The sequence below is a fragment of the Bacillus sp. OTU530 genome (genome assembly GCF_038440375.1).
Genome location: NZ_JASATP010000008.1, coordinates 93,270 through 116,819 on the forward strand (window position 1 = coordinate 93,270; position 23,550 = coordinate 116,819).

A 23,550-nucleotide genomic window follows, 5' to 3' on the forward strand; every position below is an offset into this window, starting at 1 on the left:
GGAATTCTACCTCTCTTATTTTATCCAAAAAAAGGTAAAACATATAAATATCAAGGTAATGCTTTGAAAATAGCTGAGCTTTTTTGTATTCCTAATCGTATTAAATTTTCATTTTCCACCAAACTATGGACATATAAAAACTGGGGGCTGATTTCATGAATATAATGAATGATATTGCTCATCGTTCTTGGCCATTACCTTCGAAATATTGGATTATGCGACAAACTTGGAGAAATTTATTATTTTTGCATTGGCCTATTCCACTTGAAAAACTACGGCCACATATTCCTTCTCCTTTACAAATTGACACCTTTAATGGCTCCGCATGGTTAGGCGTCATTTTATTCGTTTTAGAGGGAATCTATCCCCGTGGAATATCAGCTGTTTCCCTAACCCCTAAATTTCCAGAAATCAATGTAAGGACATATGTTACATACGAGGGCAAACCCGGTATTTATTTTATGTCTATTGATGTGGAGAACTGGGCTTCCTTAAAAATTGCAAAGAGATGGTATCGTTTGCCCTATCATTCAGCGCAAATTTCTTTTCAAAAAGAAGGACAAACCTTTCATTTCCATAGTACTCGAAAAGGAAACCCGAATACTCCTATATCATTTAAGGGCAAATATGCTCCCGTATCGGAAATTTATTTTCCGAAAAAAGGAACGGTGGACCATTGGCTTACTGAGCGATATTGTCTCTATAGTTCGAGTGACAGAGTCAACATCTATTGTGGGGAAATACACCATCGGCCTTGGCCGTTACAAAAAGCAGCGATAGAAATAGTTAGGAACACCCTTTTTACAGCTTTTCATTTTGACCTTTCTGAAGTAAAACCAATCGCTCATTTCTCCACAGGTGTGGATTCACTAATGTGGAACATTAAGAAGGAATTCAGCTGAGGCACAAGCCCAAGGAAAGCATGCGATTCCAAATAGTGACGCTTATAATTATGCAGAAACCATTTGGTATTAATAGTGAAATAGATTTTATTGGCTGACCTTTATAAGAGGTCAGTTTTCTTTTTGAGAATTCACGTTATATTTATACACAAAATCCCCTAACAGCTTAAATTTAATATAGTATTGGAGCTCTCATTTTTTAAACTACGTCGTTTTCCATAAATAAACTTTTTTCCAGGTGGAATAATAATGATATGGATAAACAATGAGGTGTTATATGCGATTATTTATGTGGTTACTATGGGGCTTCGCTGCTTGGAAGTGGGGAGATTGGAGAAATTGGCAAAAGTACCAAGCTACCATCCTTTATATGATATACTTCAATGCGATCTACGGATTATTATGTTACAACCATCTTATGTGGAAGTTTGAATATGATAGATCTGTTCCCTTTCTTATCAATCATACATTGATTTCTATTGGAATGGGCCTACTTCTGTACCCATCCATTATTTTAATTTTCCTCGGAAGATACCCAAATGGGAATTGGAAAAAAAAGTTAAGCTGGCAACTCCTATTTGTTTTTTTGTTTTCACTTGCTGAATTTATTATGTTTAAAGCCGGTAAGATTACTTATTATAATGGTTGGTCTTTGGGCTGGAGTATCATTTTTAATCTAAATACTTTTTTCATGCTTATTCTTCACTATAAACGCCCGTTACTAACATGGATACTCTCTATATTTTGTGTTATTTTTTATGTTTATTATTTTAAAGTGCCATTGGGTCAATTGAAATAATAAAAAAACATCCCTTTAGATAACCATATCCAAAGGGGTAAAACAGTGGTTTTTAAGGTGTATGTATGAATATTAAGCAGCATCTGTTTTTTTATTGGTTTTGTTGGCAAATAGCTTTTCTTTAAGAATTGGCATAATCATACCATCTGCTCCATATCGTCCTGCATTCATCGCAGAAACGAGGATAAACACAGATAATAAAGCGAGTTGTGGATTCGTACTCGTCGTACCGCTAAACATATAAGAAAAATTCATCATCATTCCAAAAAAAACTGCTGTTTTTGTGAAACAACCAATTAACAGACCGGTTCCGACGAGAAATTCTCCATAAGGAATTAAAGTATTGAATACATCCACATTAGGGATGGCTACATTTTTCAAAAATACAGCCCACCATCCTTGAACAAGTGGATGCTCTCCAGTTGCTTTTGCTACTGCTCCTTGTAAAAAGCCAGAAGCATCAAAGTTTCCACCTGCTATTTTCCCCCAACCAGCTACTAGCCACGTATACCCAACATATACCCGCAACACCGCCAAGAGTATAGAGATACGCTTATCCCGTCTTAAAAAATTAATAAACATAATATTCCTCCTAATTAGGTAAGATAATAAATTCCAATAGTTAGAATAACATATATGATAATGATTTTCATTATCATACATGTTAATTTTTTGTAAAAAAAATATGAATATATAAAATAAAAATGAATATTGTACACAGAGCAAATTAATCTAGATTACTGAATTCAGCATATTTTGGAAACTACCAAAAGCCCTCCAGTTAAGTTGATTTGGAGGGCTTTTGTGTCTCTATAATTTATCTTGCCAGTGTTTCATGTATTATAAGGCAAGTAACGCTATACCAATCTTTAATGTGGTTCTACATGAACATCATACACATCATGTTTGCGAGATAAGGCATTTTCCACTTGTGTAAAAATATCATGAGCATTCCGTATATCTAAATTAGGACTTACAAGGATAATAACATCTACGACATCACACCGGTAAGTCAATTTTTAAACCATCATAAGCAAATGACACACCTTCAGGCAGAAGCAGTTCATAATGAGGAATATCGATTTGATGTGAAAGATGAGTCAATATCATTTGCTTTGCCTTTAGTTTTTCTTTCAACTCCAATGCTTCTAAAACATCATAAACAGATCTTCTGGCTTTATCCTGCTTTTCTTCCCAATAAGACGTCCCTAAGATAAGTAAATCCAAATCATAAAAAGGACGCCATTGTTCTTCAGATACTTGAAAAGAATCTGGCATATACGCCCACTTCTTATTGTTTTCTCCTTTAAATAAAATCGCATAGGAGTAACCGTTGAAGCCATGGTTTACTCTATGGAAAGAAATGTTAGCATTGCCGGCATTCCATGTATCCGCTGATATGAATGAGAATCCTTTCCTATGGAATTGGTAAGAAAAGCGTTGTTCCAAAGCATCCATCACATCAGGTGGACTAACTATTTGGGCTGTTCCTTGCCCATTCCAGAAGCATAGGTCCGCAAAATCACCGAGACCGTCGACATGATCATGATGCGCATGCGTAATCAATACAAGAGGGGGAATTCTCTTGTTGTTATAGGTTATAAATTGCTCTTGGAAATCGGGGGAAATATCGATCAAGATTTCTTGTTCCTGCATCTGTAAATATACGCTTGGCCGTTTTCGTTTATTTTTGCTTTCAGTCTGTGCACAGACACTGCAGCTGCACAGCATTCTAGGTACGCCCTGAGCGTCGCTTGTCCCGTAAAAAACCAATGTTGACATCATCATCACCCTTTATTGCTTTATGAATTATCTACAGGTCTTGAGGTTGTGAATACTAAAAATTAATAGCATAAAAACTCACTTGCAAGTTATTATTGCAAATGAGTTTTCTATCACAGGCTGACATCTAGCTTTGTTTTAATTGAAAAAATGCCCCCGTTAGTATAACAATAATATCCTCCATCAGAACACGCCATTCTCATTGGGAGAGTTCTCCGGTATAGGCTGACCCACATCCCAGAGTTCGACGATGAGGTCGTTATGAAAGCGGAAGATATGGACCACAGCTCCCCCAAGGTCATCTTGCTTTTGCTTTACATGGGAGTGAACCGCAACGATATCCCCTTCTTCGATGACACGCTTTACTTCAAGGGTTTTGTAAGGATTCTTGGCGGCGTTCTCTTCCATTGCGAGCATAAGAGAGTCAGCATCTCCAGGGAAAAAGGGGTTATGATGGCGGAAATCTGGACCAATGTACCTATGGTATGCTTCATGCACTTCTCCCGACGCAACCAGTTGCAAAAATGACACTGCCATCTCTTTTAGAGAATTCTTCATTGCAAACCATCCTTTCTTCACCTCGTTATGTAATTAATCTAACTAGCTTTTTAAGCTACAAGCTTCTGCTTTACGCAAAACTAATTGTTAGTTAACATTATATATCCAATTTGTTGATATCACTAACTTAAATGGTATCTATTTGTGTAACCAGCCATTAAACTAATTGTCCGTTGAAGAACAGACTACCTGAAAAAGAGAATTAGACAAATGAGACATATTTGGATTGTATCTCATTCAGTTGAATCTAAGAAATTGTAATTTAGAATTCCAACATAAAGAAAACTCGCCGATTGGCGAGCTTTGCTCTTGAGCGAAGACAAAGGTGTAGTTGCCCTTATACTGTATTCCTCTAAAATTTCCGACTACGTCGAATTCACTTCTAGCTGGAAATTTATCCTTTCCTACAGTGTAAACAAGCGATTGCTTTATCTAACAATCGCACTCTGTTGAAGAAAAACAAGAAAAGTACCCGCAATATTATGTTTTATTTGCGGATTACGGTATTCCGCTTACGGTCTGGTAATATACTTTTTTATACCTCTTGACGTATAATCTCTAAACTTTAATTTTGTTAGCATAAAAACCTTCCAAAAAGGAAGATTTAAAATTAACAGATTTTCCGGAAAGAAGTCCCCTTGTGGGAAAAACGTGCTAACGTTTAAGTGGTGGGTGGTTGACAATTAACTATTTAGTATACTACCCAACATGCATGTCTGATTCATTTTTAGATTTCCTGAGAAAGTTCGCTATACTTTTTAAAATTGTCTAGAAACGCCTGCCAGCCTGCTTGTTGCTGCTCAATGGAATGGGTGGCTTCTGCTTCAAAAGCTTCAATTACCTTAGTGTCGTTTTCTTGACTAATAAAAGTAACCGTAACTTTTCTTCCATCTCCAAGAGTGTAAGAAATCAATTCGTTTATTCTAACTTCATCATAAACTCCACCAAAATCAAATCCAAAGCTTCCATCCTTTGCTTCCATTCGTGTAAGGAATTTTCCGCCAACCCTTAAATCATTTTCGGCATTTGGTGCATGCCAATCATCAGAAGCAAAGGACCATTTCGTTATATGCTGTGGTTCTGTCCAATATTCCCACACTTTATTAACTGGTGCATGAACTGTGGTTTCTACCGTTATTGTTACTTTTTCACCTGTTTCCATTTCCAATACCACCTCGCTATATTTAATTTACATTTATCTCCGGGGTCTCGCCCGTTAATTAAACAAGATACACGCGTGTAAAACTTTTTTACTCTGATTCAACACATGATTCTGAGGTCTCCTTCCAGCCATACGCAACATCCTCTACTACGGTTCCTCCAAACGTACTAGTCCTATGAATATATTCTTTTCCTGGTTCAAAAAACTTACCAAAAGTTATTGTTACGCACGAAACTAGAAGTTTTCTATCTTTTTTATTGCTTGTAGCCGTGTCCGTTTCACCCCCCTTCCACATAGAACATACGTTCTGTCATAAGGTATATACTAACAAAAAAACAAGTTGAGTTCAATAGGGAATTTAACTCGTTTTGCATGTATTTTTACATGTAGGATTCAATCATTTTAAATAACTTTCGGTCATTTTTTAGAAGCTGTTATAACCTCCCATATGTTCATAAAAACCATGTCCAGATTTATTCTGTTTCATTATCCAAACTATCATAGAACAAATACCTTTTTCTTTAAAATGCTTAGCATTAGCTGAAACAAGCTACCTACCAACACCTAATCCTCTACATTCCTGTAAGAGATAAAGCGAATATAGTTCTCCAGCAAAATTCTTCTCATCCATACTTTTACCTGATGCAAAACCTATAAGAGACATAAGTTAAAAACCTTTCTAGGCTGAAGTAAATGCAACAATAAGGGTTTCTCCCATTTTGCCGTAATCTCCTCCTGCCCTTTTACATTACACTCGGTACTTATAAACTTTTTTCTCTGTTGTTAAACTGTTATTCTTCATTAACTAAACTGTAAACAAGTTATGATATGTTAGAACTACAAGGTATTCTCCAGCAAAAAGGCGGCAATCCTTTATAAAAAAAGGGTAAAACGACACAACAATAAAACTATTTAAATTTAGCAATATATTGTTAAATTTTGTGTACTATATCTTCACCCATTGCAAGAAGAAAAAAATCAAACAATAACAATCTAGAAAATGTACTTGTTTAAGTGGAGGGAAACAATGATACTAAACGTAGAAAAGATAGCACAAATAGGAGATCATATCCTTTTTAAGGATGGAATCAAAGGGATCGTAGAGAAAATCAATAAAAATTCGGTTATTGTAAATGTAACCGAAAATAAGACAGAATGGGAGTTTGAGGGAAATAGAACGGTTGTAGCACATAAAAATTATAAGGTTATTGATTATGCATGAAGTAAAAAAATGCCTCCGGTAAAGCGATTCGGAGGCATTTTTTTCTGTAGTAATAAAGATGATTTAAATGTGTGACATTGCCTTCTTGATGTATTCAGAAAGCTGTTGATCTATCCCAAATTTCTCTCCTATTTCAGGATTCTCTCTATAATAACGTTCAGCTGCTTTGGATATCTCAGGATCCGCAAAAGTCAACTTATTGACGAATGCATTCCATTGTTTTGCCAATTGTGTTACGTCTAGGTTTTCAGGTGGTGTCCCCTTCTCATATTCCACACGTATCTTTGCAGTTATTTTAGCCCATTCACTTACATACTGCTTTCTTTCCTCTAGTCCAAACTGCTCGAACATTTTTTCCTGTTGCTCCTGAGTAAAATATTTATCTTTATTCATATTAATCACCTCAATTAAATTTATAAATTGTTCAGGCGTCACTTCTTGTTGACTATTAAGCAATTCGTATATTTTCTCTAACCGGCTGCATAACAGTTCTTGTAGCCGAATGCGTTTTTTTACATCATCTAACTGTACTTTGATAATTTCAACCGGATTGAAATTTCGATTTTCCATTATCTCTTTAATCTCCTCCAAAGCAAAACCTAACTGCTTAAGTGACATAATTTGCTGTAGCCTGACTATGTCTGACTCTGTATAAAGTCTATGGCCCGTATCTGAATACTGCGAAGGAGAAAATAGGCTAATTTTATCGTAATGATGAAGCATTCGTACCGTAAGTCCGGTTTGTTTAGCTAATTCGCCAACCTTCCAAGTTTTTTTATTCAGAATCAACCCCTCATTTCGTACGAATTATTTTTGCCGGCAACATTACTATACATCCTGACATAGTGTTAGGTTCAAGTGCCCTTTTGAAACTTTTTTTGGTTGTTTAATTTTCAATAAAAAAGGGCGCCTTCTAATGTAAGAATAGCGCCCTTTTCTTGCAATGTAAGAAAGGATAAATTTCTAGCTAGGAGACAATTCGATGTAGTAGGAATTTTTAGGAATACAGTATAAGTACAATGTCTAAAGAAGAGGTAAGAGACAAAAACACCTCCGCTTGATTCGTCTTTTTTAGTATGCAAATCAAGGGGGTGTTTTTGTCCTGTTTCAAAAGAATGGGAGTTGTTTTTTCATTTTATTTACATATGTGTTCTCTGGTAAAGATAAGTTACAGCTTTAAAATATGTCCCTTTTATTTTCATCATCATTTTAGGCTACAAGCAGTTTTAAAAATAATGTAATTGGGACAGGGACTTACCGTTTGCTGTAGTACTTTTCAATTTGTAAAATGTATACGATATTGTGTAGCCACATGATAGATGAGCTATTCTAAACCTGTTGGATAGCTTTATTTGCATTCGCTATTCTCTCTAAGTATTGAATGACTTTTGCTGCAGATTCTTTTGTAACTTCTGGCTGTTCGCCTAAGCGAATGGCTCTAGCCATTTGTGTATAGAACATTAAATAATTTCCTTTGATGACGCGTCTTTTTTCCATTGTACCGTCTAATTTATAATAATCATATAAGGAATTGTCACCATAATCGGGATCAAGAGGGCGTACACCTTGGATTAATTGCGGCTCCTGTTCCCCCATTTTATGAAATTGATAGGTTCCTTGATTGGTCTGGATTGTATATCGAGGCTCTTCGATGAGAGCTGCGCAGCTATGTTTTATTCTTGCTACATAATCGCCGTAATCAAAGAGTACTTCAAACCAATCATCGACCTTCGAGCCTTCCCTTACTTTTTTCGAAATAGAATATAGATCTTTAGGCTCGCCAAATAAATGTAGGGCTTGATCAATAAAATGTGCACCTAAATCAAATACAAAGTTCGCTCCTTCATAATCCTGTTCACGCCAGTTTTCCTTTTGTACTGGATAATTAAAATCCCAAACCATGCTTACTTCATACAGCTTTTCAAACATACCCTGCTTCTTTAGTTCAGATAGAGTTAAAAAGTCTCCATCATATCGTCTATTCTGATATGCTGAAATAAATAAGTTCTTTTCATCTGCGATTCGATTTAATTCAACAGCCTGCTCATATGTTGCTGTATAAGGCTTTTCAATCAGAACATGCTTATTCTTCGCTAATGCTTGCTTTGCATGTTCAAAATGTAGATGACTTGGTGTCGTGATTACAACGAGCTCTATTTCTTCATCATCTAAAAGCTCTTGGTAATCTTTTGCTACATGAATATAGGGATAATCATCTTTTGCTGTATTTGCATGACGTTGTACGACCGTTTTTAGTTCAAAATGTTCATGAGCATCAATAAATGGACAATGAAAAATTCTCCCTGAAAATCCATATCCTAACACGCCAGTAACAATCGGTTTCATATATCCCTCTCCATATCATCTATTTATTTTTACACTTTAAGAAAGTATAAATTTCTAGCTGGATGCCAATTCGGCGTATCAAGAGCAGGGCTCGCCAACCAGCGAGTTTTCTACTAGACCTATCTCCTGAAAATATTCTAATGTTCGCTTTGCAATCTTAAAAGGAGCATCAGCAGGGGCAGGGTACATATCCTGTTCTACCACTGCTTCACCAGTAAATTGGATATCCCTTAGTACTTTTGTGAGTTGAATAAAATCAACATCCCCGGATTCAGGATCACACATTACCCCTTCTTGAACACCTTGGGCAAAGGAACAATTATTTTCTATCATTTTCTTGCGAATATGTGTATTACAGTCCTTTAAGTGTAAGTATTTAATCCGGTCTGCATGCTTTTTAATAAATGAAAGAGGTTCTCCTCCGGCATAGAGATGATGTCCTGTATCCAAACATAGATCGACATCAATGTCCTTTAACAGTCTTTCAATCTCTTCTTCCGTCTCCACATGTGTTTCCGCGTGCGGATGGAATACGACCTTAATGTCCGCTTTGCTTTTTACGTAGTCTACAATCTTTTGAATGTTTGTTATCATTTGCTGCCATTGAACATCACTAAGCTCTTTTTCTGCAATATGTTCTCCGGTAAATAGATCTGTATACATCCCATCAATCAATACTAAATATGATGCAGAAGAAAAATGCTGTTGTAAGGATAATATTTGGTCCAATGTTTCATAAATAGGCTGTAAATCCTGTACAAACACAATATCCGTCATTAATGTGGTTGCAACGAGCTCTAAACCTCGTTTAGACAGCTCTTCCTTCAACTGAACAGGATCCGTAGGGAGATATCCCCACGGCCCTAGCTCTAACGTTTTATAACCCGCTTCCTTCATTTCATCTAAGCATTGCTGCCAAGGAATTTGTTTTGGATCATTCGGAAACCATATTCCCCAGGAATCCGGAGCGGTTCCTATTCTTATAGACATATGGAAGTGCTCCCTTCCTTTACCTTTTCCCATTGTCCTGTTTCTGCAGATGCTAAGATCGCTTGAATACATGTATCGATTTTTGCACCAAATTCAAAATCACATACGTATTCAGCATGATTCGTAAATGCATCTAACACTTTGGCAGCTTCAATAACTTTCATATCATTAAAGCTTATATTAATACCTGAAGCAGGTTGGAATATTCCATAATCTCCATGCTCTGGCCCTAGTAATACATTTCTGAACCCGCGATGTGTACTTTCTTCATTGTGGAAATAGACATTTACTTCATTCAATCTCTCCAAATTAAATGTAGCAGTTCCTAACGTTCCTTGAATTTCAAACGCTAAGTAGTTCTTTCTTCCTGTTCCAACACGGCTCGTTGATAATTGACCGATGGCACCGGATTCATAAACAGCTGTGAATGCCATATAATCCTCGGTTTCAACCTGACCCATTTCGGTCGATCCTGCTTTTACAGGTCTTTCCGGAAGATAAATTTTTGAAACGGCGTTTACAGATTCAATGTCCCCCATAATATATTGGGACACACTTAAAAGATGTGAACCTAAGTCTCCTAAAGCCCCGCTGCCAGCCTGCTTTACGAGATGTCTCCACGTAATAGGAATAGATGGGTCAAGAAGCATGTCTTGGTCGTAACGTCCATCAAAACGCATGATTGTACCTAGTTTGCCGGATGATACTAATTGTTTTATATATTCAGTAGCAGGGTTCATCACATTATTAAAGGCGACATAATTCAAGACACCTTTTTCTTTTGCAATTCTTGCTAATTCATTTGATTCTTCTGCACTTAAGGATAGCGGCTTTTCACAATAGACATTTTTGCCATGCAATAAAGCTGCTTTTGCTATTTCGTAATGAAATGCATTTGGTGTAACAATATCAACAATATCTACTTCATCTGATTGGATAATGTCGAGCCAATTTGTCGTCCATTCTTCAAACCCAAAGGTTTCAGCTGCCTTTTTGGAAACGTCCTCATTTACATCCATAATTATTTTAAAAACAGATTCGCCTATTTGTTCTCCATATAAACGGTATGCAGTTGTATAGGCATTAACGTGTGATTTGCACATCCATCCGGCTCCAACCATACCAATTCTAACTTTTTTCTTCATTTCGATCCCAACCTTGTCAGTTATTTGCTATCATGTGGTTAGTATAGTATGTTTTCATATCAAGAGTCATCCGATAATATTGCTCATTAAATATCAAAATATTGCTATGGAGGCCATCATGAAAATCAATGAACCTGGGGTTCTGCCAACATCGGAATTTTTTATCCATACACCTAATGAATTTTCAAGAAAGCATTTATTTACAATTCATTTTGCAGGCCGGTATGATTGTGATACGGATTACCTTATTGAGAGAACTTTTCATGACTATTATTTAATTCTTAAAGTCATTCATGGACAGCTGCGGCTAGAGTATGACCAACAAACATTTCTTGTAAATGCCAATGAATTGCTTCTATTTGATTGTCGTATTCCTCATAAATACTATGCAACGACACAGATTACTTTTGAGTATATTCATTTTAAGGGAAATGCAAGCAAAGAATTATATGAGATGATTACTCAACTCTATAGTCCGGTCATCCCTCTGTTAAATGACATTGAAATAATGAAATCCATTGACACAATTTTGAGTATGCTAGAACATCAAAGAGTCAGTGATACAAAGGTTTCGTATGAAATCCATAAAATACTTAGTCTTTTACTGGAGCAAAATCAATCATCATCTTCAATATCAAATTTAAAGGAAGTAATTACGTACATAGATGAAAACAGTGAAAAGCCTTTAAATATTCATGATTTGGCTCATTTAGCATCACTGAGCATCTATCATTTTTCGAGAAAGTTTAAGAAGTTTACGGGTTTATCACCACATGAATACGTCATTGTTAAACGATTAACACGTGCTAAATCCTTACTAAAAAATACAGAGTTCTCTATCAATAAAATCTCTGAAATGGTTGGTTTTAGTTCGCCATCCCATTTTATTGCTACTTTTAAAAAACACACGCATATGACTCCAAAAGAATTTAGGGATTTTCGTTTTTAGAAGAAGTATACAAAGCCAACGTACACACTGCCTCAGTTAAGGATATTTCTGTGTTCAACAATTTCTCCTTTTTATAGAAGATCAATATAGCCTCTATTAGCTGGTTAGTTAAAGAAGTTGCAAACATAAGCTTTGGAAGCTTGTACTCATACTTTTCAAGTACGGAAGAAATATTTCTAAAAATTTTAGAATTCTCTCGTACAGAAGAAGATTTCAAAGAAAAGAAATTATTAGGGACAGCGTGAGAAAATATCGAATTGTGTTTAGACTCCTAAGCAGTAAATCTTGAAATGATTCAACATAGCATTGTCCCTTTTTGACTGACGAACCCCGAGTACGTTTGCTGAGATAGACTTGGGTAATTAACAAGTTAATAATGTTGGAAAGATACACAGAGAGCAGGAAAGCCAAGGTGATTGTCTTCAACCATGCGTTTTGTTAGAGATAATTTCCTTGAATTTTTTCTGAGAGTGTTTTCGATAAATAACAGTAAACACTATCGCAGCTCCTACAAATCCGTACATAACGAAATTCGAAACAGCTAAGAATTGAGTGACAGATAATTTAAAGACAAGAATCGAACGCACTGCGGATTCTCCCAATAATGCTCCCCCCCAAACAACGGTCATTAATCTTAAAACAAATCGAAAGTAAGCGTATTGCCAATTATCAGCAAAAGCCGATGTTTTATCTGGATCATTTCCAACCGTAAAACGAATAGCAAAATAGAAAATTAATGGTCTAGGGAATAATAGTGAGACGAGGAAAATAATGCCCAAGATCCCCGTTACAAAAGATTCCCGAATTAAGAGCAAACGTTCACTTCCTCCAATACACATCATAATAATGCCTAGTAAGAAGCTGACTAACATAAAAACAGCAAACACATCCATTTTTCTTCTTTTAATAAAGCTGAACAAATTATCAATTAAGGGAATAACGGTAGCAATGGATAGAGCTGCTATGCTTGACATGTGCGATCTAAGTACTTCGTAAACAACAAATGGAACCGCGCCGTTAATAAGAAGTGTAATGACAATGCCTCTAATAATTTCTTTTCTTGAAATCGAACCTGTTTGGTTCATGTACAACCCCGCCTTTTATATTGGTGTTTTATTACTAAAATTGCGTATTACTTCAACAGTTAGTTAACTAGCTTATAAAATCTTTTCAAAGCACTGATAGGGATGCTTACGGAAAGGAAATCGTATTTGTCCTACTGGGTTATAACCTGCTCTTTCATACATCGTTATAGCAGCAGGGTTTGCCGTATAGGCATCTAATCGAATACTTGTGTATCCTTGGGATGTAGCCAAAGCCTCTGCATGCAGCAGAAGCTGTTTACCAATTCCTTTCCCCCGTGAATCAGGATGCACCGCTAAACGATGGATCACGGCAGGTCTTCCTTCTTTATCACTCCATGGAAGACCTGCATATTTGAAGCTTTGATCTTCATTCAAAACTACGACACCTATGCAAAATCCATCATTCAATATAGCATGGAGATGCCCACCTTTCAGGTCTTTACCGATGACAAATTCATTTAGGTAAAATCGATCCCATTGATCCACTCCATTATTTCTCAAATGCTTGGTAACAGTAACGTATAAAGACTTTATAGATTTCAAGCTATTTATAGAAGCGATTTCTATGTTCACATTTTTACTCCCTTTTCATTTGTTTTATGAACTCAGGAACAAATCCTCAGTAAACATTCCTTGGAAACCAAATGGAATATAGTGCGACACCAATGCCCTTCCTATTTAAATCCCTTCTAATCAAACATAACAAACCGACTAGCGGTTTGTTATGTTTTAAAAAAATAACTGCCTAGAGTGTTCCCTGCTTCAATTGAAGTTCTCGTCAATACCTTTTTTCTTCTGCCTGTAGTGCTTCATAATTATTTCTCAAGATATTTCATAAATACCAACGGTCGACTTGTAATTTGATTATACATACCGCCGGTCGGTCCGTCAATGGGGTTTGAATTTTTTTCCAAATATTTGAGTTAGTAAAAAGGAAGGCTACGCGGGAAGCAGCTACACATTGAAAGCCTAGAAAAAGAGATTTGTATGGAATAGGAGAAGTAACGAAAGGGGACTCCAGTGGGTGGAAAAAATATCTCAAGGAATCCAAGACTAGTGTACGGAACTGGAAGCAGAAAAAGCAGTTTATGTGGTCCTGACGCATACCTAATTTCGTTCCACAGGGAGGGGGAAGGTGATTATTTACTTCAAAATCCTTGCCTTCCCCTCAATAATAGCCTTATGAATTCAGTTGTTTAATAAACTCCTTCATAAAGCCCGGAAGATCCGGCCATGCATGACCGGAAATTAGATTCCCTTGAACATGAAGGTGATTTTCAATATAGGTTGCACCACATGCCTCCACATCCGGCTTGCAGGCGATATAAGCAGTCAACTCACGGCCTTCTAAGTATTGACGAACCGTTGTTAACACAAGGCTGGCATGGCAGATGGCCCCAACAGGTTTATTCGCTTCAAAGAAGTGAGCCACAATCCTTGGGACATTTTCATTTAAACGAATATATTCCGGAGCTCTTCCTCCTGGAATAATCAGACCATCATATTCTGCAGGATTTACATCCTCGAAGGCTAACTGTGATTCAATTAAGTATCCTTTGCTCTCCGTATAAGTATCCCAGCCGATAAAATCATGAACAACCGTTTGCAGCTTCTTTTTTGATGGAGCCGCTATTTGTACATCGAATCCTTCTTCTAAACAACGAAAATATGGGTAGTAAACTTCCAAGGCCTCAACAGCATCTCCTGCTATGATTAGAACTTTTTTTGACATAGAAATAATTCCCTTCTCTTCAAAATTAGGATTTACCTTCAAAATATTATACATTCTCCATATTACCATTAATTCCCTCCTCCGGGTCGCAATCCATCTTCATCAACTTAAAATAAGATATGGACATCGCTTGTTTTTTCACTAGGCTAATCAAGAGGTTCAAGCACGGAGTCTGCCATTTTGGGCCTTGGAGCTAGACATCACCCCAAAAATTATATTTTCTTACAGTGCAAGAAAAATTAATGCATTCCAAACTAAAAATAAACAGCTTGACGATTCAGATTTATCTACATATAATTCACTTGATTGGGCTATCCAACAGCCCAGGTGATTAACTAAACCTGGAGGTCGATTCATGAGTAATGAAATTTTCTCGGGCTTGCGTAATGAAAGACTATACGAAAAAATAGTGGTACAAATTAGACAATTGATACAGGATGGAAAGTTAAAGCCAGGAGATCGTTTACCAGGTGAACGTGAGCTAGCACAAACTTTAGGCTGCAGCCGCACCTCCTTACGTGAGGCTTGCCGCGTGTTAGAGTCAGAGGGGCTCATTATTTCCAAGCCTGGTGGCGGGCGATTTATTCAACATGTGGATCAGAATATGATGCCAGGGTATCGCTTTAATCCTATAGACATGCTTGAAAAGACAGCTATTATTTACTTCTTGGAGGCAAGAGAAACTCTTGAACCAAAAATCGCGGAGTTAGCTAGTCAAAGGGCAACTGTAGAAAATATAGAAAAGATGGAACAGATCTTATTAAAAATGGAAGATCAGCTGAAATATCCAGATCAAAAGGTAGAAGCAGATAGCAGCTTTCATTTAGCTTTAGCTGAAGCTACGCAAAACTTTGTTTTTGTATCCATGATGGAAACGAATTTAAACATGATTCGCCAGATTCGAAAACAAACTTTGAATTCAAAAGAACGCTATCCTCAATCTCTAGCAGAGCACCGAGCTATTTTAGAGGCAATCAAACATCGTAAGACGTCCGAGGCTGTTGAAGCCACTTATATCCATCTTCAACATCTGCGGGATAATATATTAAAAAATTATCCAGAACAAGAAGAGAATTAATTCAATTAGTAGGGAGAACACTTGTATTGGGAAAGTACCGAGAGATCGAAAGAAGCGGAAACCAGACCTTGTCGTTCCAATACGGATGGACAAGGTCGCTTACTGTTGTTTTATGCGCCTTTCCCTATTGAATAAAAAACATTTAATAACCAATACTAAATTGATTAACTTTGGAAAGGTTGTGTTTTTATTGAATCAAGAAACAAAAGTAGCTAATGAGCTCCAAAAAATGATGACCTGGAACCTAGTCCCTGTATCAGCTCAAGAAGATATAAACGAGATTTGCGACAGTTTAATGAATGGATCTGTCACACTGACTGAGTTGGAAAATCGAGATCCCTTTGTGGTAGAAATCATTCATAATGCAATGCATCGAGTAGGAAAAGAACACTGATCGAACTGTTGGAAAGCGAAGAATGAAGCCCAATTTCTCAATTTAATGCTGAGAAATTGGGCTTTTTTCGTTACTTCAGAAAAGCGCCCTATTCCGGAATAGTCCTTTACTAATATTACTTCATGAAGCCCTTTTCACTTTTCTTGTGCTTTTTGTCCCCAGAATAGTAGTTGAATACAGAACAGTTGGGGTAAGCATAACATACATCGAGACAGCTGCCACTGCACAGATAATTGCTACGCCCTACAGTCAACTCAAGCCTCGGTGAACTGTGAATGCTGACAGCGAAGGTCACGCTTTTCTAGTCGAACTGAGAACCTCCAAATAGTGCTGATTGTACATAATGCCTAGGATGTTCCCAAAGGGATCGACCACGGAAGCAGTGATGAATCCTTCGCCGCGCTCTGTGGGTGCCTCGTACTCTTTCGCTCCCATAGACAGCAGCTTCTTGAAAGTTGCTGTTACATCATCGACGTGCCAGTACACTACAGCACCGGCCGGGCCGGTCGCGGAACCATCAGGCGCATAGCGGCTATCGATCAGGCCCAGCTCGTGCTGGTAGTCGCCGAAGCGAAACTCGACATATCCTGGACGTTCAAAGTATGGTTCGATGCCCAATAGTTCGGTATACCACTTCTTTGCCGCTACTAAATCCTCCGTCCAAAAACTAACTGTGGTGAGTCCTCGCAAAGTCTGGATGTCGCTCATAATCGATTTCCTCCTTAATGTTGAGTAGTGCTAAACTAAAACTAAATAACATCTTCTGATTAACTTCGATTTACTTACGAATACTCCCTTCTCTTATTCAAGAAAATGGTCCGATTGTTGAACAAGAAAAATCCTGCATTTCAAGCAGGATTTTTGATCAAACTTTTTTATAAACGGTACGACTTTCTTATAACCAGTACAACTTTATTTCAAGCCAACACAAACTGGACGCTGATTAATCAGCGTCTTTTTGCTACCCCGATATTTCCTGAGCACGTCCACGCTAGCCCGTCAGGCTGGTAAAAACAGAAAGAAAGCAAAAGATTTAACGGTGGGAAGATGCTATTTCAGAAGTATTCGATTAACCTCCACTTGCATATTGCTTATGTCTAGAGGTAAAATAAGAACGTAAGTTCTGTTTCGGGAGGTGGTTATCGTAATGAAGGAATGGCGGCCGACAACATTTATATCGGAGCAGATGGCCATGCTAGATGGTTTGCCTCTCACAAGAACACAGGTCAACCAACCACAAATGGATGACCAAGCGCTAGAACAATTTGATGCGATGGTAGACGATGCACTGGAGAATAACAACCTGCTGTACGTCGACTTCTGGCGAAATGGATATATAGCGCACGTTAGCGGACATGTGCATTACTACGATACACAACGAAATCAACTTCGCATAGTTGACATTAAAAGAAAGGTGCGTTACATAAACGTAAAGGACATCGTACATATATCTATGGATTAAGCGTTAGGAGGTGACGCCTTTGATATTGCATATCGTATATCAATTTTTACATTGTTATAGATTGATTTAAAAACAAATGGGAGGTTTCACTTGTACAATTCTATATAATTTATAACTAATGCAACTCTAGATGCGGCTGCTTATCCTATCAAATGAACTTTCTCTCCTAGTTCTTTCATAGTAATACGACTATTTTTAGATAACTCTTCTAATATTTGCATGTCTGTGTAATCCAACATGAAATTAACTCCTTTCAAAAATAGGGAGTATCAACTTTTTATCATGTTTCCCAAGCTAAGTCTGAACTCCTTGATGAATAAGCAATTCCCTAAAATGTTTATTTAGCGTGGATTTTACATCAAAATGTTAGTTGGCCCCCCTACTATTGGGGAGTGTATTGAAGTTTCAATCTTCATTGAATACATCTATATTGTTAAACTCTTCTTCTAATATAGCCAAAACCTTTTTATAGGCATCTGGTTCGAACCACTGTAATAAGTTCAATTGTTCATAAATTTTTCTTATGCCCATTCGTTCGGTTCTTCTACCTCTGCTTCCGTCACCCAAAAAAAAGTCATCTAATGCTACGTTATTTGTTACGTTTTTTAAAGTTTTCGCTATATGTTTGCTCAGAGGTAGCATCGGAGAAATTGATGCTCTCGTCGGCACGCCTGCTTCTGTAATTGCTTTTAGTGCATTTAATCTCGCAGGAATGGGAGGGGCTGAAGGGGTGAAAATTTTTCTTATCTTTTCTAAGTCCGTTTCTATAGTCATACTAATAATGATTTTATCACCAAACTTCTTAAATAAATCTATATCCCTTGTTACCAAAGGTGAGCGTGTATGCACTAGTAAGTTGTCAATATCATCTTTTAGCATCAACATCGTTTGAAGAAGTGAACGTGTTAATTTTGTCTTCGCCTCTATTCCTTGATAAGGGTCTGTTGCAGTGCTCATAAAAATAGATACAGGAGTACCTTTCTTCTTCGCTTTTTTTATTTCCTTTTCCAATAACTCCGCAGCATTCGTTTTTATATCTACGTATTTACCCCATTCTTGTTCTCTGTATTTAGCTGCTGGCATTTCTCTTACATAGCAATATTTACAACCAAATGAGCAACCCACATATGGATTCAATGTAAATGTAAATCCACTTCCGTCTAACAAACCATTTGCAGGTGTCAAAATTGACTTAGAGTTTATATGTTTAAATTCAACCATAGTCTTTGTACTTCCATTTCGAATTCTATAATTGGCTTTGACTTCTTTTTTAAACAGTTTCTAAGTAATTATAGCCCTCAACTGTAATTGGACGCAACACGGAAGTCTTTCGGTAATTCCTGAAGCATATTTTCTTCGACCGCGATATCAAGAAGCATTTCTTTCATAGTAATCTTGTTCTCAAGACTCATTATACCTATTCCCTAATCCACTATATCAACAGAACGATAAACTAACACCTGATAAAAAATGAATAGCAGCCTCGTTTGAGACTGCCCGTTCTCTTAATTCTTCTTTATAAAATTACTTCATGCTGAATGCTGAGATAATTTCGTGTCGGCAGCTTCAATCGGTTCTAGATCCGTAAGCAGGAATGCATAGCTCAGAATCCCAATGACTAGAAACGCTGCTGCTATTAGGAACGCATACATAAAGGAGCCTGTGGCTTGAACAATAAATCCTGTCGTAATTGGTGCCACGATTGCCATTGCATTATTTCCAAAGGTTAAAAGTCCTGTCAAAGTTCCCACACTTCCCTTAGGTGCAATAAATGTTGGAATGCTGTAGGCAACCGCCGAAGTAACTACAAGCCCGCCAAGTGCCATTGAAATCCAAAATACAGCCATATTTGGGTTATGTGTAAACGCCGCGCCAATGATGGACAAACCGAGAAGCAGACCGCTCACTAAAAAGATTTTGCATACACGAGTTCTATTATAGCCTTTATGGATAAGACGATCGACGAGCCAGCCACCAATGACCAGTTCTGTAATCGTGCCCACAATCCACGGTATCGCCGAATACCACCCCGATTTCAGGATAGACATGTGCATCTCCGTCGCAAGGTAGCCCGGAAGCCAGGTTAGAAATAAAAACCATGAATATCCATAGGCTGCAAATCCAATGAATACTGCCCATACTTTTCGTTTAGTTAATAGATAACGTATATTTTTGATGGCACTGCCTGATGCTTCCTCTGAACTTTGTGAACCGCCCTCGGTAATGTATTTATACTCTTCTTTCGTCAATCGTTTATCTTCATGAGGTTCACGGTACCATATCCAATACACAATGGCATAAAGAAAACTGAGAATCGCCGTTGCAAGAAAGCCGCCGCGCCATCCCCATTCGGTCACAATCAAAGCTAGTATCGGAGCACCAATTGCATTGGAAAGTTTAGACTGTGAATCATAGACAGCTACGGCTCTCCCTCGTTCATTTCGAGGAACCCAATGACTGACTGCTTTGGCTGCAGATGGGAAGAATGGAGCCTCCCCAACCCCCAATAAGACTCTAGACAAGATAATTAATCCCCATCCATTAGCTACTGCGGTTAAAAGGCAAGCTACTGTCCATATAACTGTCGCCACTCGTGTTACCCATTTAACTCCTATTTTATCCAGTAAAGGTCCAATGGGAAGTTGAAGAAGAGCGTACGACCATGCAAAGGCAGATAAAAAGATCCCCACCTGTCCCGGCGTCAAATTAAATTCCTTTTGTAATAACGGCATTGCGACTGACATATTGATGCGATCAAAATAGTTCACCACCACGCCAAATGCAATTAAGATTACAATTGACCAACGATGATTTTTCATACGTTCCCTCCACTCACCAAAATATTCATCTATTTATAGATACGCACTTTCATTTCTTGTGAATAATCTATAGTAGAGTTTTAATCATCAATGGTATACGCCCGCATGTAAGATCATCTGTCTGTAACTGATACACATTGACTCTAGGAGTAGTCATCTCCCTTTAAAAATTGGCATCGCTTTCATTTTTCTAACTATTCCTTACATAGCAAACTCTATTTATTTTAACAGATATGGCAAACTGAATGATGGAATGCCTCTATCAAACGTAGAGCTCCATTCATGTACTTTCTTCAGTCATTAGATAATGGCAAACATCTCCTGACTTATGATAATCTCACCATTAAAGATTAAACGGATACGTGATGAACCTTCTTATTAGGCGAATAGATATCCATGATGTTCCAGTGTCCAGCAGTTGGAACCGGATTATTTAACATGGCCACATCAATAACAAACGGTTTGTTAGACTCAATAGCTCGTTTTAATACAGATTTAAATTCTTCTGCTGACTGAATCTTAACCCCTTCCACCCCGTATGCTTTTGCGATACTTGCAAAGTCTGGGGAATACGGTTCTCCATCAATTTGGAACACAGTACCAAGGGTTGTGCCGTAATGAGCTTTTTGTAATCCTGCAATTGTACCGAACGCATAGTTGTTCATAATAACCCAAACCACCGGGATATTTTCTTCGGCGGCTGTAGCAAGCAAAGCAGGATTTTGTCCAAAACCGCCATCTCCTACTAATGAAACGACCACTTTATCTGGTTGTGCGATCTTTGCTCCTAATGCAGCTGGAGCTCCGAATCCCATTGTGGCAAAACCGCCAGGAGTTAAGATGCTGCCTGCTTCGTAAATCGGGAATTGCTGCCCGACCCCATTTTTATTCCAGCCTACATCAGTGGTGATAATCGCATCTTTAGGAAGTACTTCACGAACTTCTTCCAAAATACGCTGCGGTTGCATCGGGAATGAATGATCCATGAGATATTGTTTATTGCTGTTTTTAAATTCTTCCCGATAAGCTGCAATCTCTTGTGCGAGCTCCTCGTTTTGTAATCCATGCGGCAAAAGCTCTTTTGCTACACGGTTAAGAACTGCTAGAGCCTGTTTCAAGTCAGCAACAATCCCAATTTCCACTGGATAGTTCCTACCAATTTCACTCGGATCAATGTCAATTTGAATTAATTTGGTGGGCGGGAAATTAAACGTATATTCCGATTCCCAAGAACTGCAGTCCGCTTCAGCAAAACGAGTGCCTAATGCGAAAATATAATCTGCCGCTTTGCATTTATCATTAATAAACCTTGTTCCCCAGAACCCTGTCATTCCTAATGTTAACGGATGGTCATCGGAGACGGCACCTTTCCCCATCAGGGAATGAGCTACTGGAATACTCAAGTGCTCCACCAATTCTCTTAACTCTTTAGAAGCATCAGCTAGCATAATTCCCCCGCCAACATAGAATAGAGGATTTTTAGCGTTTGCAAGCTTTTCAATAATGTTTCTAGCTGTTATATCGTCAATGGAAGGCTTGTGAAGTGTTTTCGTGTTATGATTTAATTTTTCAAATAGAGCTACATCAATTTCTTTAGAGAAAATATCCATCGGGACAGATACTAAAACCGGGCCAGGATTTCCGCTTTCAGCAAGTTGGAAGGCCTTTTCAATAATTTCCGGAAATAAATCTGGGCGATCTACACGCCAAGCGCGTTTTACAAAAGGACGATAAATTTCATACTGTGAAGCATCGGCATGCAAATTGACTTCTTGATGTGGATGTTTTCCATAGTAATGACTCGGGACATCACCAGCAATAACAACCATTGGAATAGAATCTAGTGCTGCATTGGCAACTCCTGTAGCAGCATTTGTTAATCCAGGACCTAAATGGCTTAATACAACTGATGTTTGTTTTTTCGCTCTCGCATATCCGTCAGCTATATGGGCAGCGATTTGCTCGTGTCTGACATTCACAAATTTGATGGAGCTGTTTTCCAAAGCCGTTAAAACCGCAATGTTTGTATGTCCACAAAGACCAAAGATGTGTTCTACTCCCCTGTTTTCAAGGTATTTCACTAGTTGATGAGAAATCAGGCCTTTCATTGCTTATGCTCCTCCTTAAAATTTAAGATGATTTTTCCATACTGCCCTGAAATAGCCGCTTCATAAGCTCGTTGATAGTCTGTGAAATGGATAATCTCCGAAATGATCGGTTCTACATTAAAGTTATCCTGCATTAAATACTCTAAGGTCTGTAAAAAGTCCGATGGGAAGTTATAAATGATCGTTCCATGTATATTCAATTCCTTCCTTACAACCTGCGCAACAGGAAAGTTAGCTTCTGGTGCAAGGCCAACTAAAACCACAGAACCTCCAGGACTCGCTATTTGTATCGCTTGTTCAACCGACTGTTTTACTCCAGCTGCTTCTATGACAACATCAAAGGTCTCATCCTTAATGTCTTGTGGATGTGCTGTCCTTGTCACCCCAAAGCTGCTTGCCTTATCTAGTTTCGTTTGGCTAATATCAATTGCCGTTACCCGAGCTCCTAAATAAGTTGCTAAAGCCACAGCCAGCATCCCTTCGGTACCACAGCCAATGATTGCAACAGAGGTATCTTTCGTGATATTTATCTTTTTAAAAGCATGGACGATCACCGCAAAAGGTTCAATTAACACAGCTCTTTCATCAGACATTTCATCAGGGATTGGCAATACATATTTTGATGAAATAGTAAACTCCTCTGAAAATCCCCCATTCGTATTAATGCCTAACGATTGTTTATGACGACAAATATTTGTCTTTCCTTTTACACATAAATCACATTCGCCGCAAAATGAATTCGGCTGGACAACAATTCTTTTTCCCACTTCATATTTTGCAGCTTTACCTGTCTCAATAATTGTCCCTAGTAATTCGTGACCAGGTCTGATTGGATAAGAGGCATGATTAATCTTCCCTTTATAGACCCCAATATCTGACCCGCAAATCCCGCCATAAATTAATTTAACTTTTACTTCATCATCTTTTAGGGGAGGCGTAGATTGAACTTCTCTTAATTCTAAATCACCTGGTTTGCTTAAATATAATTCCAACATCTTCTTCATCACCAATCCTTCA

Annotated in this window: 26 protein-coding genes and 1 pseudogene; 8 read left to right on the plus strand and 19 right to left on the minus strand. The window is 37.8% G+C overall.

The window, feature by feature from the left end:
• The first annotated feature begins 155 nt into the window (after nucleotides 1–155).
• The 3 genes from AAHB12_RS08355 to AAHB12_RS31705 all read left to right on the plus strand — a co-directional run bounded on the left by AAHB12_RS08355 (nucleotide 156) and on the right by AAHB12_RS31705 (nucleotide 1,701).
• Entirely contained in the window at nucleotides 156–902 is a 747-nt protein-coding gene (locus AAHB12_RS08355) for a YqjF family protein (RefSeq protein ID WP_342044935.1), read from the plus strand.
• 249 nt (nucleotides 903–1,151) lie between these two features.
• Nucleotides 1,152–1,334, plus strand: a complete 183-nt coding sequence (locus AAHB12_RS08360) for a hypothetical protein (RefSeq protein ID WP_129727356.1) — start codon at nucleotides 1,152–1,154, stop codon at nucleotides 1,332–1,334.
• Nucleotides 1,273–1,701, plus strand: a complete 429-nt coding sequence (locus tag AAHB12_RS31705) for a CBO0543 family protein (protein WP_425455865.1) — start codon at nucleotides 1,273–1,275, stop codon at nucleotides 1,699–1,701. Before AAHB12_RS08360 ends, AAHB12_RS31705 begins: the two co-directional genes overlap by 62 nt.
• A 72-nt stretch (nucleotides 1,702–1,773) precedes the next feature.
• Here the strand turns inward: AAHB12_RS31705 and AAHB12_RS08365 are convergent, their stop codons facing one another.
• The 6 genes from AAHB12_RS08365 to AAHB12_RS08390 form a co-directional block, all read right to left on the minus strand.
• A complete protein-coding gene (locus AAHB12_RS08365) occupies nucleotides 1,774–2,283 on the minus strand; it encodes a DoxX family protein (RefSeq protein ID WP_342044936.1) in 510 nt (169 codons plus the stop codon).
• Between the two features lie 287 nt (nucleotides 2,284–2,570).
• Nucleotides 2,571–2,717 carry a cation transporter dimerization domain-containing protein gene (locus AAHB12_RS08370; protein ID WP_129727358.1) on the minus strand — a complete coding sequence of 49 codons (147 nt, stop codon included), beginning with the start codon at nucleotides 2,715–2,717 and terminating at the stop codon, nucleotides 2,571–2,573.
• Nucleotides 2,701–3,489, minus strand: a complete 789-nt coding sequence (locus tag AAHB12_RS08375) for an MBL fold metallo-hydrolase (protein ID WP_342044937.1) — start codon at nucleotides 3,487–3,489, stop codon at nucleotides 2,701–2,703. The genes AAHB12_RS08370 and AAHB12_RS08375 overlap by 17 nt, the downstream gene beginning before the upstream one ends.
• A gap of 177 nt (nucleotides 3,490–3,666) precedes the next feature.
• The gene (locus AAHB12_RS08380; RefSeq protein WP_342044938.1) at nucleotides 3,667–4,041 is read right to left on the minus strand and encodes a nuclear transport factor 2 family protein; all 375 of its coding nucleotides are present in this window, start codon (nucleotides 4,039–4,041) and stop codon (nucleotides 3,667–3,669) included.
• A gap of 727 nt (nucleotides 4,042–4,768) precedes the next feature.
• Entirely contained in the window at nucleotides 4,769–5,203 is a 435-nt protein-coding gene (locus AAHB12_RS08385; RefSeq protein ID WP_129727361.1) for an SRPBCC family protein, read from the minus strand.
• 550 nt (nucleotides 5,204–5,753) lie between these two features.
• Nucleotides 5,754–5,867, minus strand: a complete 114-nt coding sequence (locus AAHB12_RS08390; RefSeq protein ID WP_342044939.1) for a GNAT family N-acetyltransferase — start codon at nucleotides 5,865–5,867, stop codon at nucleotides 5,754–5,756.
• A 363-nt stretch (nucleotides 5,868–6,230) separates the two neighbouring features.
• On the opposite strand from AAHB12_RS08390, the gene AAHB12_RS08395 reads away from it, so the two are divergent.
• Nucleotides 6,231–6,425 (plus strand): DUF2187 family protein, encoded by a 195-nt coding sequence (locus tag AAHB12_RS08395; protein WP_129727362.1) that lies wholly within the window; start codon nucleotides 6,231–6,233, stop codon nucleotides 6,423–6,425.
• 63 nt (nucleotides 6,426–6,488) lie between these two features.
• Here AAHB12_RS08395 and AAHB12_RS08400 read toward each other — a convergent pair whose 3' ends face one another.
• From AAHB12_RS08400 to AAHB12_RS08415, 4 genes are all read right to left on the minus strand, one after another.
• The gene (locus AAHB12_RS08400) at nucleotides 6,489–7,214 is read right to left on the minus strand and encodes a MerR family transcriptional regulator (RefSeq protein WP_342044940.1); all 726 of its coding nucleotides are present in this window, start codon (nucleotides 7,212–7,214) and stop codon (nucleotides 6,489–6,491) included.
• Nucleotides 7,215–7,754: 540 nt separating this feature from the next.
• Entirely contained in the window at nucleotides 7,755–8,771 is a 1,017-nt protein-coding gene (locus AAHB12_RS08405) for a Gfo/Idh/MocA family oxidoreductase (RefSeq protein ID WP_342044941.1), read from the minus strand.
• Between the two features lie 78 nt (nucleotides 8,772–8,849).
• Complete coding sequence (locus tag AAHB12_RS08410) at nucleotides 8,850–9,761, minus strand: sugar phosphate isomerase/epimerase family protein (RefSeq protein WP_129727365.1); 912 nt, start codon at nucleotides 9,759–9,761, stop codon at nucleotides 8,850–8,852.
• The gene (locus AAHB12_RS08415) at nucleotides 9,752–10,906 is read right to left on the minus strand and encodes a Gfo/Idh/MocA family protein (protein WP_342044942.1); all 1,155 of its coding nucleotides are present in this window, start codon (nucleotides 10,904–10,906) and stop codon (nucleotides 9,752–9,754) included. Before AAHB12_RS08415 ends, AAHB12_RS08410 begins: the two co-directional genes overlap by 10 nt.
• Nucleotides 10,907–11,024: 118 nt before the next feature.
• Between AAHB12_RS08415 and AAHB12_RS08420 the strand changes: the two genes are divergently transcribed.
• Nucleotides 11,025–11,855 carry a helix-turn-helix transcriptional regulator gene (locus AAHB12_RS08420; protein WP_342044943.1) on the plus strand — a complete coding sequence of 277 codons (831 nt, stop codon included), beginning with the start codon at nucleotides 11,025–11,027 and terminating at the stop codon, nucleotides 11,853–11,855.
• A gap of 422 nt (nucleotides 11,856–12,277) precedes the next feature.
• On the opposite strand, the gene AAHB12_RS08425 is transcribed toward AAHB12_RS08420, so the two are convergent.
• The 3 genes from AAHB12_RS08425 to AAHB12_RS08435 all read right to left on the minus strand — a co-directional run bounded on the left by AAHB12_RS08425 (nucleotide 12,278) and on the right by AAHB12_RS08435 (nucleotide 14,672).
• On the minus strand, nucleotides 12,278–12,940 hold the full coding sequence (locus tag AAHB12_RS08425; RefSeq protein ID WP_342044944.1) for a VC0807 family protein: 663 nt from the start codon (nucleotides 12,938–12,940) through the stop codon (nucleotides 12,278–12,280).
• A 72-nt stretch (nucleotides 12,941–13,012) separates the two neighbouring features.
• On the minus strand, nucleotides 13,013–13,513 hold the full coding sequence (locus AAHB12_RS08430; protein WP_342044945.1) for a GNAT family N-acetyltransferase: 501 nt from the start codon (nucleotides 13,511–13,513) through the stop codon (nucleotides 13,013–13,015).
• Nucleotides 13,514–14,120: 607 nt separating this feature from the next.
• Nucleotides 14,121–14,672, minus strand: a complete 552-nt coding sequence (locus AAHB12_RS08435) for a DJ-1/PfpI family protein (RefSeq protein WP_342045030.1) — start codon at nucleotides 14,670–14,672, stop codon at nucleotides 14,121–14,123.
• Nucleotides 14,673–15,027: 355 nt separating this feature from the next.
• Between AAHB12_RS08435 and AAHB12_RS08440 the strand changes: the two genes are divergently transcribed.
• Together AAHB12_RS08440 and AAHB12_RS08445 are read left to right on the plus strand one after the other, a co-directional pair.
• On the plus strand, nucleotides 15,028–15,750 hold the full coding sequence (locus tag AAHB12_RS08440; RefSeq protein ID WP_129727371.1) for a FadR/GntR family transcriptional regulator: 723 nt from the start codon (nucleotides 15,028–15,030) through the stop codon (nucleotides 15,748–15,750).
• 190 nt (nucleotides 15,751–15,940) lie between these two features.
• A complete protein-coding gene (locus AAHB12_RS08445) occupies nucleotides 15,941–16,144 on the plus strand; it encodes a hypothetical protein (protein WP_129727372.1) in 204 nt (67 codons plus the stop codon).
• 291 nt (nucleotides 16,145–16,435) lie between these two features.
• Here the strand turns inward: AAHB12_RS08445 and AAHB12_RS08450 are convergent, their stop codons facing one another.
• The gene (locus AAHB12_RS08450; RefSeq protein ID WP_342044946.1) at nucleotides 16,436–16,852 is read right to left on the minus strand and encodes a VOC family protein; all 417 of its coding nucleotides are present in this window, start codon (nucleotides 16,850–16,852) and stop codon (nucleotides 16,436–16,438) included.
• A 439-nt stretch (nucleotides 16,853–17,291) separates the two neighbouring features.
• On the opposite strand from AAHB12_RS08450, the gene AAHB12_RS08455 reads away from it, so the two are divergent.
• The gene (locus AAHB12_RS08455) at nucleotides 17,292–17,606 is read left to right on the plus strand and encodes a YolD-like family protein (protein ID WP_342044947.1); all 315 of its coding nucleotides are present in this window, start codon (nucleotides 17,292–17,294) and stop codon (nucleotides 17,604–17,606) included.
• 143 nt (nucleotides 17,607–17,749) lie between these two features.
• Here the strand turns inward: AAHB12_RS08455 and AAHB12_RS08460 are convergent.
• From AAHB12_RS08460 to AAHB12_RS08480, 5 genes and pseudogenes are all read right to left on the minus strand, one after another.
• Nucleotides 17,750–17,845, minus strand: a pseudogene (locus AAHB12_RS08460) (winged helix-turn-helix transcriptional regulator); the annotation flags it as partial.
• A gap of 166 nt (nucleotides 17,846–18,011) precedes the next feature.
• Nucleotides 18,012–18,827 carry an SPL family radical SAM protein gene (locus AAHB12_RS08465; protein WP_342044948.1) on the minus strand — a complete coding sequence of 272 codons (816 nt, stop codon included), beginning with the start codon at nucleotides 18,825–18,827 and terminating at the stop codon, nucleotides 18,012–18,014.
• Between the two features lie 308 nt (nucleotides 18,828–19,135).
• Nucleotides 19,136–20,425, minus strand: a complete 1,290-nt coding sequence (locus tag AAHB12_RS08470; RefSeq protein ID WP_129727376.1) for an MFS transporter — start codon at nucleotides 20,423–20,425, stop codon at nucleotides 19,136–19,138.
• Between the two features lie 350 nt (nucleotides 20,426–20,775).
• Entirely contained in the window at nucleotides 20,776–22,533 is a 1,758-nt protein-coding gene (locus AAHB12_RS08475; protein ID WP_342044949.1) for a thiamine pyrophosphate-binding protein, read from the minus strand.
• Nucleotides 22,530–23,528, minus strand: coding sequence for a zinc-dependent alcohol dehydrogenase (locus AAHB12_RS08480; RefSeq protein ID WP_446715529.1), 999 nt, complete (start codon nucleotides 23,526–23,528; stop codon nucleotides 22,530–22,532). Before AAHB12_RS08480 ends, AAHB12_RS08475 begins: the two co-directional genes overlap by 4 nt.
• Nucleotides 23,529–23,550: the final 22 nt, after the last annotated feature.